The organism is Nonomuraea diastatica (genome assembly GCF_004349015.1).
Lineage (GTDB): Bacteria > Actinomycetota > Actinomycetes > Streptosporangiales > Streptosporangiaceae > Nonomuraea > Nonomuraea diastatica.
Map to the genome: position 1 here is coordinate 1 of NZ_SMKP01000086.1, position 14,382 is coordinate 14,382.

The window sequence follows — 14,382 nt, forward strand, 5'->3', positions numbered from 1 at the left end:
GGTGTCGTCGCCCTTGCTGTGAGGGCCGAGGCGGTGGGTGGCGAACTCGACGATCAGGGGCCGGGGGTCGGCGCGCAAGGAGGCGATCAGGGGCGCCAGGTCGGCCCGGACGCGGGCAATCTCGAACAGGTCCACGCGGTGGTGACCGATGCCGAACGCCCGTGCCCGGCCCTCGATCGTCCCCGCCATCTGGAGAGCCGTGGGCGTGGACTGGGCGATGCCGTTGTGCTCGACCACGACCAGCAGTGGCAGGCGCCACAGTTGAGCCAGGTTCAGAGCCTCGTACACGGCGCCCTCGCCCCACGTGCCGTCACCGATGTACACGCACGCCAGCGCGCCCGGCTCGTGCCGCTTCAGCCGCAGCGCCACCCCGGCGGCGACCGGCAGGCTCTGGCCCTGCACGCCGGTCGACAGGTAACGGTCCCGCCGCAGGTGCTGGCTGCCGCCGACTCCCTCGCAGACCGCGCCCTTCCTGCCCATGATCTCGGCGAGCAGCCCTTCGGCGTCGCCGAACCTGGCCAGGTAGTGCCCGTGCCCGCGGTGGTTGCTGAACACCCAGTCGGATTCGCGCAGGAGCGGGCGCAGGGACACGGGGACGTACTCCTGCCCCAGGCAGGTGTGGGTGGTGCCGTTGAGCTCGCCCCGCTCGAAGAGGTCGAGGAGCTTCAGCTCGAAGGATCGGATCAGGAGCAGCAGCGCCAGGTCGTCGTCAGAGAGTCTGTCCATAGGCTCCTCAGCACCAGGAAAACCTCCTGAAAGGGTATACACACCCGCACATGGCGTCCAGGACGGGGATGCCGCCGGGGCCGCGCCGCGCCTTGACGGCACGACGCTGCCCCGGCGTGCAGAGGCTGGACAAGAGGGATCAATCAGGCAGGGTCAGGCGGCGGCCTTGGCGGTGGCCGCTACCGACGCCCGCTCGGTGACGCCGTTGACGGTCACCGCGACCGTCACCTTCCCCTCGCGCAGCGCCGTGAGCGTGCCCTTCTCCGGGTCGAGCACGGCGACGTGCCAGGGCCTGGCCGTCTTGCGGCTGCCGACGTGCAGGTTGGGCGAGCCCGACCACGCCGCCGAGACGGGGTAGGCGGCGGGCACCGTCCTGTCGTCCTGCTTGACGGCGGCCGTCACCTCGGCGGGCGCGCCGACGGCGACGGTGGGCGGGGCGGTCAGCGTGAGCTCGTCCACGTGCGGGCGCACCTGGGTGCCGATCCAGTCGGGCGCGTCGGCGAACCAGTTCCGCTTGACGTGCTCGGCCTCGGCCGGCGTGACCGGGTCGACGCCCCACAGCGACCAGCCGGTGAACCCGCCGTCCTCGGGTGCGGTGGCGGGGTTCTTGCCGGAGTTGCCGTTGATGAAGTACGGCACCGCGTCCACGTGCTCGGCGTGGAACGTCCCCACGTGCGCCCCGATGTGGGCGGCGCCCTTGCCGGTGGTGCGCTGGAAGTCGGCCAGCCAGCCCTCCACGAGCGCCGCCTCCTTCCGGTCGCCGAGCCGGCTGCCCTTGCCCGGCGTGGGGTCGCGCGGCGGGACGTGGAAGAGGACGGTGACCGACCCGATCGAGGCGTCCTTCGCCGCCTTGTCCAGCTCGGACCTGAGCATGGCCACCTGCTCGAAGCCGCCGCCCCGCAGGCTCAGGCGGGAGGTGTCCAGGGTGATGAAGCGGGTGCCCTTGTGGTCGAAGGTCCGGTAGGTGTCGCCGAAGGCGGCCCTGAAATTGTCGATCGCTCCACCCATGACCTCATGGTTACCGGGGATGTAGTGATATTTCAGCTCTCCGCCCAGTTCCTCGTCGAGGATGCGCTTGGCCAGCACGAAGTCCTCGGGCGACGCCTCGTCCACCAGGTCACCGTTGATGACCAGGAAGTCGGGCTTGGCCGCCTTGATCTCGCGCAGCGTGCGGCGGGCGTTCTCGACGAGGTCGCTGTCCGGCTCCCTGGCCACGAACTGCGCGTCCGACATGACCGCGAACCGCCACGGCATCGTCGCCACCTCGTCCCTGACCACCGGGTCGGCGACCTTGGGCGCGGGCCGCGCGTCGACCGGCGGCGGCACCTTGGCGACCAGGCCGTCGATCATGATCTCGTTGGTGTACTGCACGTCGGCCTTGGTCTCGGCCACGTAGAAGCGCCGCAGCCGCAGCGGGTGGTCGACGCCGGGCGGCACGGCGAACTCGACGTACCTCCAGCCGGTCCACGTCATGTACGGCCCGCGCAGGATCTGCGACTGCCCGAGCGCGTCGTAGAACTCCAGGCTCGGCCACTCCCCCTTGCCGGTGGAGTGGATCCACAACCCGAACGCCTGCGGTTGCCCCTCCACCACGATCTCCTTCGGCGGGGCGGCGTACGCGGCCCGGGTGGCGGTCGAGGTGCTGAAGTCGTACGACAGCTTGAGGCCGCCGCCGTCGTGACCGGGCGCGGCCGACAACGAGCCGGTGGCGCGGGCGGCGGCGAACTTCCACGCGGCCGCGTCCTCGAAGTCGGCGACCGGTTTCTCGTCGAACCCCACGGTGACGGGCACGGCGGTGGTGAGCTTGCCGACCTTGGCGGTGATCAGCCCCGCCGCCGAGGCCTGCTTGGCCTTGACGGTGAAGAAGCCGTGCTCGGCGGCGCTCACCTCGAAGAGGTTCCTGTCGTAGCCGAGCTTCAGGTCGGCGGGCTCGATGGGCGCGGAGTTGCCGTTGCGGTCGTAGCCGACCACGCCGAACGTGGCCACGCCATCCGCGCCGGCGATGCCGAGCCGGTCGGCGGTGGCGCCGAGCCGCTGGAGCGGCTGCAGGACGGTCAGCTCGATGCTGCCCTTGGCGCGGCCGCGGGAGGCGGTGACGGTGGTCTGGCCGGGCACCAGGGCGTGGAACCTGCCGTCGCGGACGACGCCGTGAACGGCGGGCTTCGTCCGCCAGGAGGGCTCGCCCTTGGCGGGACCGTACGTCTCGTCGTACCCGGCGGTGGTCAGGCTCCTGGTGAGGCCGGGGAAGACCCGGTCGGGGCGGCCACCGGCGACGGGCGCGACGCCTGGTGCCTTGGAGGGGTCGCTCGCGGTCTCCAGCCAGAAACCCTTCAACTTGCCGCTGCCTTCGGGCGCGTAGAGCGCCAGGCCGTTGGGGACGTGCCGCTCGCCGCCGTCGGAGGGGCTGTTCTCCACCTGGACGTCGGCGGCGCCGGGCTCGCGGGCGAGCATGGTGGAGGAGCCGCCGCCGTCGAGGTTGAGCGCGTGGGCCGCGCCCAGCTCGACCATCATCGCCGCGAGCTCGTTGAGCGTGACGCCGCGGCTGTCGGCCTGGCGGCCGTCCACGGTCAGCAGGTACATCTTCCTGCCGTCGGCCGAGAACCCGACGGCGGTGCGCGGGTGGGCGCTGGTGTCGGTGGAGTTCTGTACGGCACCGTCCTTGACCAGCACCCAGTTGCCGCCGACGGCCGCCTTGACCGTGCTGCCGTCCGACGCCTTGGGCTGGTACTTCACGTCGACCCGGTCGCCCTGTTTCAGCGCGGACAGCGCCTCGGCGCCGGCGTCGCGGCCGAGCAGGATCGAGGTGCCCGCCGGGATCGCGCCGGTGCCCGCGGAAGTGCGTACCTCGGTGACCACGCCGTCGTCAAGGACGACCTCGGCGACGGACGTGGCGCCCTCGACGGCGCGGGCCCGGTTGTAGGAGCCCCACAGCGGCGTGAAGAGCCCCACGCCGCCGTCCTGCACGATCTGGTTGAACTGGGTGAGCGTGATCGGCGAGCCGCCGGCGGGCGTGGCGGTGCCCTCGAAGTACATCTTGAGCACGCGTCCGACGCCGTCGCCGGTGATCGCGACCGCGTTCTCGTGCCCGGCGACGGGTGACTGGACGAGCGTGCCGTCCTGGACACCGATGCCCCGGGCGGCGCCGGAGTTGTTGATGTCGAAGAAGTCGCCGTTGACGGCGGCGACAGCGTGGGAGCGCCTGGCGGGGCCGGACAGCGGCTCGGTCTTGGACACCTCGCCGGAGAACACGTAGTCGGCCTTGGCTCCGTGCTCTCCGGCCAGGTCTGCGGTGATCGCGTCGGCGCGCAGCCAGCCGAGCGGGTCGTAGGTGTCGAACGAGGTCAGCGAGATCCCCGGCGCCACCGGCCGGGTCCTCTTGGCCGTCTCCAGCCGTTGCCGCCCTTCGGCGGTCCCATGGCCAGAGGTGGTCCCAGAGGTGATCAGCGTGGACGGCGGCGGATAGGACGACGCTTGGGGAGCGTCCTCCACGGGGGGCGCGGGATCGGCGTGCGCGGGCGCGCTCAGGGCCACGGGGGCTAACAGGAGCGCGGCGGCGGCCAGCAATCTGAGGGTCTGCACGACCGAACTCAATCGCTCATGGATATAACTTTCAAGGCTTAAGTATGAACTAAAAGAAAATTTCAGATCTTGTACGCCTCGCGCGCGGACCGCCACGATGGCACGTGTGGATCGAGAGGCCTTCTACCGCGACCCGTACCCCGTCTACGCCCGCGCCCGCGCCACCCCCGAGCTGACCTTCGCCGGCGAGCTGGACGCCTGGCTCGTGGTCCGGCACGCGGACGTGCGCGAGGTGCTGAGCCGGCCGGCCGACTTCTCCTCCCAGGGCGCCTTCCGCGGCGACGTGACGCCGAGCCCGCGCGCGTTCGCCGAGCTGGCCGGCGCGCCCGGCAACGCCCCCGTGGTGCTCAGCTCGGACGGCGAGGCCCACCAGCGTTACCGCAGGCCTCTCACCCGCGGCCTGTCGGCCGCCAGGGTGGCCGCCGCGCGGCCGTTCATCCAGGCCGCGGCGGCCGGGCTGGTCGCGTCGTTCGCGGCAGCGGGCCGGGTGGAGTGGATGGGCGGATACGCCAGGCCGCTGCCCGCGACCGTCATCGGCCACCTGCTCGGCCTCGACCCGGCCGACGTGCCCGCCGTCATCCAGGCGGGCGACCGCGCCGAGGACCTGATCTTCACGCCCATGCCGGAGGACGAGCAGATCGCCGCCGCCCGCGAGGTGGCCGCGCTGCGGCACCGGCTGGTCGCGCACGCCGCCCGTTCGCGCGAGCAGGAGACCCTGACCGGCGAGCTGGTCCGCGGCCTGGCCCCCGGCCCCGGCGAGCCGACCACCCGGCAGCGCGACGAGATCGTGTCCAACACCCAGAACCTCATGCTGGCCGGTCACCTGACCACCACCGCGCTGCTCGGCACCGCCGTGCACCACCTGCTGCGCGACCGCCGTCAGTGGGAGCTGCTGTGCGAGCGGCCCGAGCTGATCCCGGCGGCGATCGAGGAGGCGGCCAGGTTCGAGGCGCCGGTGCAGGGCTTCCGCCGCCGGGTCACCAGGCCGCTCACGCTGAGCGGCATGGAGCTGGACGAGGGCGACACGGTGTTCGTGTCGTTCGCCTCGGCGGGCCGGGACGAGGCCGTGTTCGCGGAGCCGGACGTGTTCGACATCGCGCGGGAGCCGGCGCGCCACCTGTCGTTCGGGCACGGCGTGCACGGCTGCCCCGGCGCGCTCCTGGCCCGCGAGCAACTGCGGATCACGCTGGAGCTGCTCGTACGCGACCTGCCCGGGCTGCACCTCGCCGAAGGCGAGGTCACCATGGCGGCCACCCTGATCCACCGCGCCCCCGAGAAGCTCGTCCTGGCCTGGTGATCCGGGCCCGCCCGGGCCTGGACCGCTACCGGGCCGTACGCTCGGGCGGCAGGCTGGGCGTGATCAACCGGGCCAGCTCGTCGTGGTAGGGCGGATCGAGCCAGTAGCCCGAGTGCCAGCGCGCCTCGGGCAGCGGCTCGCCGGGCTCCGGCCGGAGCGGATCCCAGCAGAACCGGTCCACCGTGTTGCCGCGATCGGGTTCGGCGGCGAGGGGGTCAGCGCGGCGGAACGCGGGACCGCCGATGGGGTCGCTCAGCCGGTACAGGTTGCGCCAGGCGACCGCGTCGCGCAGGGCCGGCAGGCCATGGCCGGCGAAGTACGCGGGGAAGAACGGGGCGTACAGGCGGCGCAGCGGCGACCCGTGGGTGAGCAGCCTGATCCGCCGGCGCGCGTCCGGGTCGAGCTGCAGGACCAGCGCGGCCGCGATGACGCTGCCCTGGCTGTGCCCGGACAGCACGACGGTGTCGCGATCGGTCGTGGCCAGCCTGCCGATGCGCGCGATCAGCTCGGGGATGACGCGCTCGGTGTAGCAGGGCGGGGCCAGCGGGTGGATGGCCCTGGGCCAGAAGGTGGACACGTCCCAGACGATCCCGACGGTCCTGCGCAGCCGCGAGCTGCCGTACGTGCGGCGGCCGAGCAGCGCCAGGCCGACGACGGTGGCCGCCGTGGCCCAGCTCCCGATCGAGGCGAGCAGCCCCGCGAACCCCGCCTTCGGCGTGTACAGCTGGAGCTGGTAGATCGCGGTCACCACGGCGAACCCGGCCACCCCGATGCCGGTGAGCACGCCCAGCACCAGCCCGGCCCGGTCGGTGAGCGCGGCCAGCGCCCACTTCCGCGCGACCGCGGCGCCGCCGCGCTCCCCGTAGTGGGCCTCCAGCCCGGGCGCCAGCCTGCCCGCCTCGGCGCGGCGGATCAGCCAGAGGGCGATCGCCACCCCGGCGAACGCCGCCGCCAGCAGCGGCACCAGGGCGGCCGTCCACCAGACCGGGTCGTCGATGAAGAGCCTCCTGCCGGGCGGCCCCGGGTCGGCCATGCTGCCGGGGACCCCGAAAAACGTGGCGGTCCAGAAGAGCACGCCGAGCGCCAGCACGTTCGCGCAGCCCGCGGCCACCATCAACATGAACCACGCGGCGAGGCCGCCCATCGCCGGCCGGTCGAGCGGGTCCCCGCCGGGGCCTGGCCGGTCCATGCGGGCCAGCACCCAGGTGGCGGCCAGGACGAACGCCCCGAGCCCCAGCATAAGCGCGAACTGGACCGGTCCCGCGCCCACGCCGGGCAGCACGAGCCCCTCCGCGCTCGGCGGCAGACCGGCCAGCGCCGCCCAGAACGTGGCCAGGAACACCAGCGGAGCGGCCACCCGCAGCGCGTGGCACGCGACCTTGAGCCAGGTGGGCTCGCGCCCGCCGGAGTGCGGGTCCAGCCGCCGGCCGGTCCACGGCAGCACCACCAGCACGGCGGCGGCGAGCTCGACGCCCGCGTTCGCCGACGTGAGCGCCAGCCCCAGCGGGGTGCCCGCGAAGGGGGCGGCGACGGCCAGCCCGATCGAGGCGATCGCGAAGGCGACGTGCACGACGCGCAGCCGCCACACCGGCGCGCCGCCGTGCCACAGTCGTGCCCGCGCCAGCAGCAGCCGCTCACGCGCGGGCCCGTCCCCGGGCCCAGAGACGGACCCAGAGACGGAACCGACGTCGGGATCCCCGGCGCGACCGCTCTCAGGATCGCCGGCGGGGACACCCTTGCGCTCGTCGCGGCGCCAGGTGCGGCGGGCGATCCACCACAGCAGGACGACCACCAGCAGCGGCGCCAGCGCGGTGACGGCCAGGCGCTTGGACGGCTCGTGCCCCCACATCTCGCCCATCCACCGCAGCCAGACGGGCGCGAGCGCATCGGTGCAGGCCCGCCCCGCGGCCGTGCACTGCCAGCCGACGAGGTCCACGCAGGCCCGGGTCACGGCGCCGACGAGGGTGCCGGTGAGCAGCAGGGCGAACAGCCGCTGCGCCGCCTCCGCCACGTGCCGCAGCCGGTCGCCGCCCCGCGGCCTGGGCAGCATGAAGTAGGACAGGTTCGCCAGCGAGAACGGCAGCAGGAGCAGCCACAATGCGATCGTCCGCCCGCCGGAGGTGAGGCCGCCCCACGCGTACGCCTCCCGCCGGCGGACGCCCGGCACGTCGGCCCGGTCGCCCACCGGCCGGCCCGCCGTCCACCAGCGCCGGTAGAACCCGGTGGTGCCGTCGCCCGCGACCAGCCGGGGATGGGGGTGGTTGAGCATGCCCGCCGGCGGCGTGCCGGAGACACCGTGGACGCGCAGCTCCGTCACCCCGCCGCAGGTCTCGTCGAGGAATCCGTCCATGTGGACAAGGATCCTGCGACAGCCTCGTCGCGTACAGTTATCGGTCGAATACTTTACGCTTTGGTCGCGCCGGCGGTGAGCCCGGTGATCAGGTGGCGCTGCACGAGGAGGAATACCACGCCCGCCGGGATCGCGATCAGCACGGCGGAGGCGGTCATCAGCCCCCAGTCCGACCAGTGCTGGCCGACGAACTGCTGCAGGCCCACCCCCAGCGTGCGTTTGTCCTCCTGCGACATGAACACCGTGGCGTAGCCGACCTCGCCCCAGGCGGTCATGAAGCAGTAGAACGCGGTCACCGCGATGCCCGGACGGGCCAGCGGCAGCACCACCCGCCAGAACGTGCCGAACGGCGTCAGCCCGTCCACCATCGCGGCCTGGTCGATCTCCACTGGCACGGTGTCGAAGTAGCTCTTCATCATCCAGGCGCAGAACGGCACCGCGATCGTCATGTAGGCGATCACCAGGCCGGGGATCTGGTTGAGCAGGCCGAGCCCGGCCATCAGGTTGTACAGGGGGACGATGAGGATGGCCACCGGGAACATCTGGGTGATCAGCAGCAGCCACATGACCGAGCGGTGACCGGGGAAGCGGAAGCGGCTGACGGCGTAGCCGGTGGTCGCGGCGAGGAACACGCCGAGCACCATGGTCAGCCCCGCCGTCAGCACGCTGTTGAGCAGCCACTGCGGGAACGCGGTGGCGGTCAGCACGCGGGCGTAGTTGTCCAGCGAGGAGTCGTCGAACAGCCGGAGCTCGGCCGACAACCAGCTGTCGCGCGGCTTGAGCGAGGTGAGCACCAGCCACACCACCGGGAACAGCGAGATCGCCACGGCGATGAGCAGGCCGGCGTGCAGGCCGATGGAGGCCAGCGGTCCCCGCTCGCCGCGGGGCCGGGTCGCGCGGGTCACCAGGGGCCTCCTTGATTGCGCAGGGTGCGGCGGTAGCCGGTGGCCAGCACGACCAGCATGGCGAGGATGATCACGCCCCATGCGGCCGAGCCGGAGTAGTTGCGGATGCCGGTGAAGGCCTCGCGGAAGGCGTAGGTGACGAGGATCTCGGTCTCGCTGCCCGGCCCGCCCCGCGTGACCAGGAAGATGATCGGGAACATGTTGAACGTCCAGATCGTGCCGAGCAGGACCACGGTGGTGGAGACCTGCCGCAACCCGGGCAGTGTGATCGCCTTGAAGCGCTGCCATGGGGAGGCGCCGTCGACCTCGGCCGCTTCGTACAGCTCGGCCGGGATCGACTGCAGGCCGCCGAGCATGGCGACCATCATGAACGGCACCCCGATCCACACGTTGACCGCGATCACCGCGATCTTCGCGGTGACCGGGTCGTCCAGCCATCCCACGCCGGACAGCCCGGCGATCTCGAGGAAGCCGTTGATCACGCCGTAGTCGCTGTTGTAGAGATAGCGCCAGATGAACGCGGCCACGAACGCCGGCACCGCCCACGGCAGGATCAGCAGCACCCGGTAGACCGACCGGAGGCGCAGCTTGCGGTTGAGCATCACGGCCAGGCCGAGCCCGATGCCGTAGTGGAGGCCGACGCACACCGCGGTCCACGTCACGGTCCAGAGCACCTTGTCCCAGAACAGGCTGCTGGTCAGGATCTGGAGGTAGTTGTCCAGGCCGACGAACTCGTACGTGGACGGGATCACGTTGACCCCGATGGTGCGGCCCATGTTGGCCTCGGTCGCGTCGGTCAGCGACAGATAGACGCCCCTGGCCAGCGGCCAGCCGATCAGCACCAGCATCACGACCACCACCGGCGCGATCATCGCCCAGGCGTACCAGTGGGCCGACAGGGCGCGTCTCAGCCGTCCGGGGCTGTCATGGCGGCGGCTCCGGCCGCGGGCGGACTCGCCCGCGGCCGGAGCCCGTCCGGTCGAGACTGCCACCGGTCAGCTCCAGTCCTTCATGATCCCGTGGTACTGCTCGTCGACCTTCTTGAGCATGTCGGCGGGCGTGGCCTGGCCGCCCACGAGCGACTGGTAGCCCTCCAGCAGCGGCTGGAACAGTTGCCCGCCCTCGGGGATCCACGGGCGCGGCACGGCGGTGTCCATGATCGGCTTGAACACCGCGACGTCGGGATTGCCCTGCACGTCGGGGTCGGCGTAGGCGGAGGTGCGGGTGGGCAGCAGGCTGATCTCCTTGGCGATCTTCGCCTGGGCCTTGGCCGTGGTCATGAACCGCACGAACTCGTACGCGGCCGGGATGTTCTTCGACCCGGCGTAGATCGCCAGGTTCCAGCCGCCCGTGGGGGCGCCTGCCTTCACCGAGCCGGCCGGGACGGGGGCGATGCCGAGATTGGCCTTGTCCTTGAACTCCTTGCCCTGGTAGATCTCCGACAGGGCCCACGGCCCGTTGTAGATCATGGCCGCCTTGCCCTCCTTGAGGGCCGTCATGGCGTTGGCGTAGCTGTCGGTCGTGGCCGGCTTGGGCGCGGCGCCGGAGTTGATCAGGTCGGCCACTGTCTCGACGGCCTTCACGTTGGCCGGCGAGTTGACCACGATCTTCTTGCTCTGCACGTCGAGCAGGTCGCCGCCCTCGCCGTACATGAACGGCAGCAGGAAGTAGGAGTCGACGTTGAGCGCCAGGCCGTCGGCGTCGGTCTTGTCCTTGACGTCGAGGGCGGCCTGCTTCAGCTCGGCGATCGTCCTGGGCGGCTCGTCGTGGCCGGCCTCCTTCAGCAGCCGCTTGTTGTAGATCAACGCCAGCGTGTCGGTGACCTGCGGCACCGCGTAGGTCTTGCCGCTGTACTGGGTGCTGCTCAACGGCCCAGGCAGGAAGTCGGACTCGTCATCCACCGCCCGGGTGCCGTCAAGGGGCTGCAGATAGCCCAGCGAGGCGAACTGCGGGGTCCACGCCACCTCGGAGCGGATCACGTCGGGCGCGCCGGTGCCGGCCTGCGCGGCCGTCTGGAACTGGTTCTGGGCCTGGTCGGACGGCACGTTCACATATTTGACCTTGATGCCGGGGTATTGCGCCTCGAACTCCTTGATCAACGCCTGGAACGTCGGGCCCTCGCTGTCGGGCCTGGTCGTGTCCCACCAGGTCAGCTCACCGGTGATCTTCGACGGGTCGGTGACGGAGGCGGTGGGAGCGGCGGCCTCGCCACCCCCGCCGCCGCAGGCGGTGGCCGTCAGGGTGAGCGCCGCCACGGCCGAGGCCGCTAAGAGTCGTCGCATGTCCTTGTCCTCACAGCAGTCTGAATCAGAGGTCGGAGTACGCCGGAGGTTACGCCGAGGCGGCGTTCCCGGAAAGATGGGGACGCAAGATTTCTGCAAGTTGTTACATTGATCCGCACGTGCGCCCTTCCGTCGGCCGCGCGCCCCGCCCTTTGGCGTTTCCGCAGGTGAGACTCATATCGGCGGAAGCCGTCCCACATGGTGGACCGCTGGACGGCGCGCGGCCACCGTCGGGCGAGCCGGGAACCGGATGAGACGTTGCAGAAATTTCCAGAAATCATTGCAAGCTGGACGGCGGCCACGGTGGCGGCCGACGACCCGTGTCGCTCAGGCGTTCCGCCCGAGCCGGGCATAAATGGTAATATCACGATCACACAGGGTGAACATCGGGAGTGGGGATGCGGGGTTCCGCGTGATCCGCCGTCGGCCGGCTCGCCCCGGCGCCGAAGGCGGCCGGCCACCGCCGCCCCCACGCGCGGACGCCGACCTGACCGCCGACCTGACCAGGGCGAGAGCCTGCTGGATCGACCGCGACACGGTGGCCTGGCGCGTCGAGCCGTCGCTGCGGCACGCGCTCGCCTTCAGCGCCGACGGCGACATCACCCTCGACGAGAGCGAGCTGACCGGCGACCCGCGGCTCATCCGGCTCGCACCCGGCACGATGAGCGAGGAGCAGCGACGCCGGTGGCCCCACCTGGCCTCCTTCACCGCTCTCAAGGTGGACCCTCGCGACGCAGGACTGGTGAGGAGCGCTCTGCGCGGCCAGATCGTGGCCGTGGAGCGAGACGCCGCGGGCGAGTTGCTGGCCGCGACCGGTGTGCAGCTGCCCGGCGTGCTCGACGACGTCTACGCCGAGGCCGCCACCGCCAGGCTGGGCCCTGCGGGTCGGGTGATCCCGTCGCTGTCGTTGTGGGCGCCGACCGCGCGCACGGTCGCACTGGCGCTCTACGCGCCCGGCACCGACCGGCGCCGGGTGCACCGGATGCTGCGCGACGACCGGACCGGCGTCTGGTCGGTGCGCGGGCTGCCGACGTGGCTGGGCCGCGAGTACACGTTCCTCGTCACGGTCTACTCCCCCAGGGAGGGCAGGACCGTGACGAACGAGGTCACCGACCCGTACAGCCTGGCCGTCACTCCCGACGGCGCGCGCAGCAGGCTCGTCAGCCTGAACGGCGCCGCGCACAAGCCGCGCGGCTGGGACCGGCTGGTCAAGCCCGCGGCCGTGCCGCAGCACCGGGCGTCGATCTACGAGCTGCACGTACGCGACTTCTCCGCCTCCGACGCCACCGTCCCCGCCGCGCTGCGCGGCACGTACGCGGCCTTCGGCGGCGACGGCGCCGGGATGCGGGAGCTGCGGGCGCTGGCCGGCGACGGGCTGACACACGTGCACCTGCTGCCGGTCTTCGACTTCGCCACCGTGCCCGAGCGGGCGGCCGACCGTACCGAGCCCGGCTGCGACCTGGCCGCGTTCCCGCCCGGCTCCGAGCGGCAGCAGGAGTGCGTGGCGAGGACCGCGGCGAAAGACTCCTTCAACTGGGGGTACGACCCGCTGCACTACACGGTGCCCGAGGGCTCGTACGCGACGGACCCCGACGAGCGCACGAAGGAGTTCCGCGGCATGGTCGCCGGGCTCAACCGGGCCGGGCTGCGCGTGGTGATGGACGTCGTCTACAACCACACCCACTCCACCGAGGTGCTCGACCCGATCGTGCCCGGCTACTACCACCGGCTGCTCGACGACGGCACGGTGGCCACCTCCACGTGCTGCGCCAACACCGCGCCCGAGCACACCATGATGGGCAGGCTGGTCGTCGACTCGGTCGTCACGTGGGCGGCCCAGTACAAGATCGACGGTTTCCGCTTCGACCTGATGGGACACCACCCGAAGGCCGGCATGCTCGCCGTCCGCGCGGCCCTCGACCGGCTGACCCCGGAGAAGGACGGCGTCGACGGAAAGTCGATCATCCTGTACGGCGAGGGCTGGAACCTCGGCGAGGTGGCCTGCGACGCCAGGTTCGAGCAGGCCACGCAGGCGAATCTGGCCGGCACCGGCATCGGGACGTTCACCGACCGGCTGCGCGACGCGGTGCGCGGCGGCGGCCCGTTCGACGCCGACCCGCGCGTGCAGGGGTTCGGCTCCGGCCTGGCGGGCGCGCCCAACGGCGCACCGGCCAACGGCACCGAGGAGGAGCAGCGGGCCAGGCTGGCCGCCTGCACAGAGCTGGTCAAGGTGGGGTTGACCGGCAGCCTGAGCGACTACGTCCTGCCCTCGGGCAGGAAGGGCTCCGAGGTCGGCTACAACGGCTCGCCCGCCGGCTACACCGCCGCGCCGGGTGAGGCGGTGGCGTACGTCGACGCGCACGACAACGAGACGCTGTTCGACGCTCTGGCGTACAAGCTGCCGCGGCGGACGCCGATGGCCGACCGGGTCCGCATGCAGGTGCTCTCGCTGGCCACGGCGGTGCTGGCGCAGGGGACGACGTTCGTGCACGCGGGCAGCGAGCGGCTGCGGTCGAAGTCGCTGGACCGCAACTCCTACGACTCGGGCGACTGGTTCAACCGGCTGTTGTGGGACTGCGCGGCGGGCAACGGCTTCGGCGCCGGCCTGCCGCCCAGGGCCGCCAACGAGGCCGCGTGGCCGTACGCGAAACCCCTGCTCGACGACCCGGCGCTGCGCCCGGGTTGCGCGGCCATCAACGCCTGCCGGGCGAGGTACGGCGAGCTGCTGCGGATCAGGGCGTCGTCACCGGCGTTCGCCCTGGGCTCGGCGGCCGAGGTGCGGCGGCGGTTGTCGTTCCCCGCCTCGGCGGAGGGCGTGATCGCCATGCACATCGACACGACGGGAATCGACCCACGCTGGACGTCCGTCACCGTCGTGTTCAACGCGACGCCGTACGCGCACGCGCAGGCGATGCCCGGCCTGGCGGGACAGGCCGTGTCGCTCCATCCCGTGCAGGAGTGCTCCGGCGACGCGGTGGTGCGGAGCTCGGCGTTCGACCCGGACACCGGCACGCTGTCGGTCCCGGCCCGCACGGTCGCGGTCTTCGTCACGGCCCAGGCACCGAAGCCGGTAGACGACGGGTGCGCTGGGTAGGGGACCCCCAGGTCGAAAACCCATGGCTTTCAGCCGCATGACGACGCAGACTGGATAGTCGGCGATCGCGTGGAGCAGTGGAGCACCCGTGGACAATCACCTTGAACACATGCCGGTCCTGTCCCGAGGCAGACATCGCAACCCGAAAC

At 71.8% G+C, this 14,382-nt stretch carries 8 protein-coding genes; 2 read left to right on the forward strand and 6 right to left on the reverse strand.

The genetic code is table 11. The features are described 5' to 3' along the window. Together E1294_RS27650 and E1294_RS27655 are read right to left on the reverse strand one after the other, a co-directional pair. Positions 1–726 (reverse strand): thiamine pyrophosphate-dependent dehydrogenase E1 component subunit alpha (locus E1294_RS27650; RefSeq protein WP_132513084.1); only part of this gene is annotated, 726 nt, incomplete at its 3' end. A gap of 153 nt (positions 727–879) precedes the next feature. After that, a complete protein-coding gene (locus E1294_RS27655; RefSeq protein WP_246083322.1) occupies positions 880–4,305 on the reverse strand; it encodes a phosphodiester glycosidase family protein in 3,426 nt (1,141 codons plus the stop codon). Positions 4,306–4,411: 106 nt separating this feature from the next. Here E1294_RS27655 and E1294_RS27660 point away from each other — a divergent pair, with 106 nt between their 5' ends. Further along, positions 4,412–5,602, forward strand: coding sequence for a cytochrome P450 (locus E1294_RS27660; protein ID WP_246083323.1), 1,191 nt, complete (start codon positions 4,412–4,414; stop codon positions 5,600–5,602). A gap of 25 nt (positions 5,603–5,627) precedes the next feature. Here E1294_RS27660 and E1294_RS52985 read toward each other — a convergent pair whose 3' ends face one another. The 4 genes from E1294_RS52985 to E1294_RS27680 are packed head-to-tail and all read right to left on the reverse strand — an operon-like array spanning position 5,628 to position 11,139. Continuing rightward, entirely contained in the window at positions 5,628–7,952 is a 2,325-nt protein-coding gene (locus tag E1294_RS52985; RefSeq protein WP_165977505.1) for a hypothetical protein, read from the reverse strand. Between the two features lie 53 nt (positions 7,953–8,005). After that, positions 8,006–8,857 (reverse strand): sugar ABC transporter permease, encoded by an 852-nt coding sequence (locus E1294_RS27670; RefSeq protein WP_246083324.1) that lies wholly within the window; start codon positions 8,855–8,857, stop codon positions 8,006–8,008. After that, the gene (locus E1294_RS27675) at positions 8,854–9,849 is read right to left on the reverse strand and encodes a carbohydrate ABC transporter permease (protein WP_132513088.1); all 996 of its coding nucleotides are present in this window, start codon (positions 9,847–9,849) and stop codon (positions 8,854–8,856) included. Before E1294_RS27675 ends, E1294_RS27670 begins: the two co-directional genes overlap by 4 nt. A gap of 3 nt (positions 9,850–9,852) precedes the next feature. Then, positions 9,853–11,139 carry an extracellular solute-binding protein gene (locus E1294_RS27680; RefSeq protein ID WP_132513090.1) on the reverse strand — a complete coding sequence of 429 codons (1,287 nt, stop codon included), beginning with the start codon at positions 11,137–11,139 and terminating at the stop codon, positions 9,853–9,855. Between the two features lie 379 nt (positions 11,140–11,518). Between E1294_RS27680 and pulA the strand changes: the two genes are divergently transcribed. After that, complete coding sequence (gene pulA / locus E1294_RS27685) at positions 11,519–14,233, forward strand: pullulanase-type alpha-1,6-glucosidase (protein ID WP_246083325.1); 2,715 nt, start codon at positions 11,519–11,521, stop codon at positions 14,231–14,233. Positions 14,234–14,382: the final 149 nt, after the last annotated feature.

Bases quoted from the DNA above. Each gene is read 5' to 3' on its own strand.
- E1294_RS52985 (WP_165977505.1), bottom strand. From the start codon at position 7,952: ATGGACGGATTCCTCGACGAGACCTGCGGCGGGGTGACGGAGCTGCGC.
- E1294_RS27680 (WP_132513090.1), bottom strand. From the start codon at position 11,139: ATGCGACGACTCTTAGCGGCCTCGGCCGTGGCGGCGCTCACCCTGACG.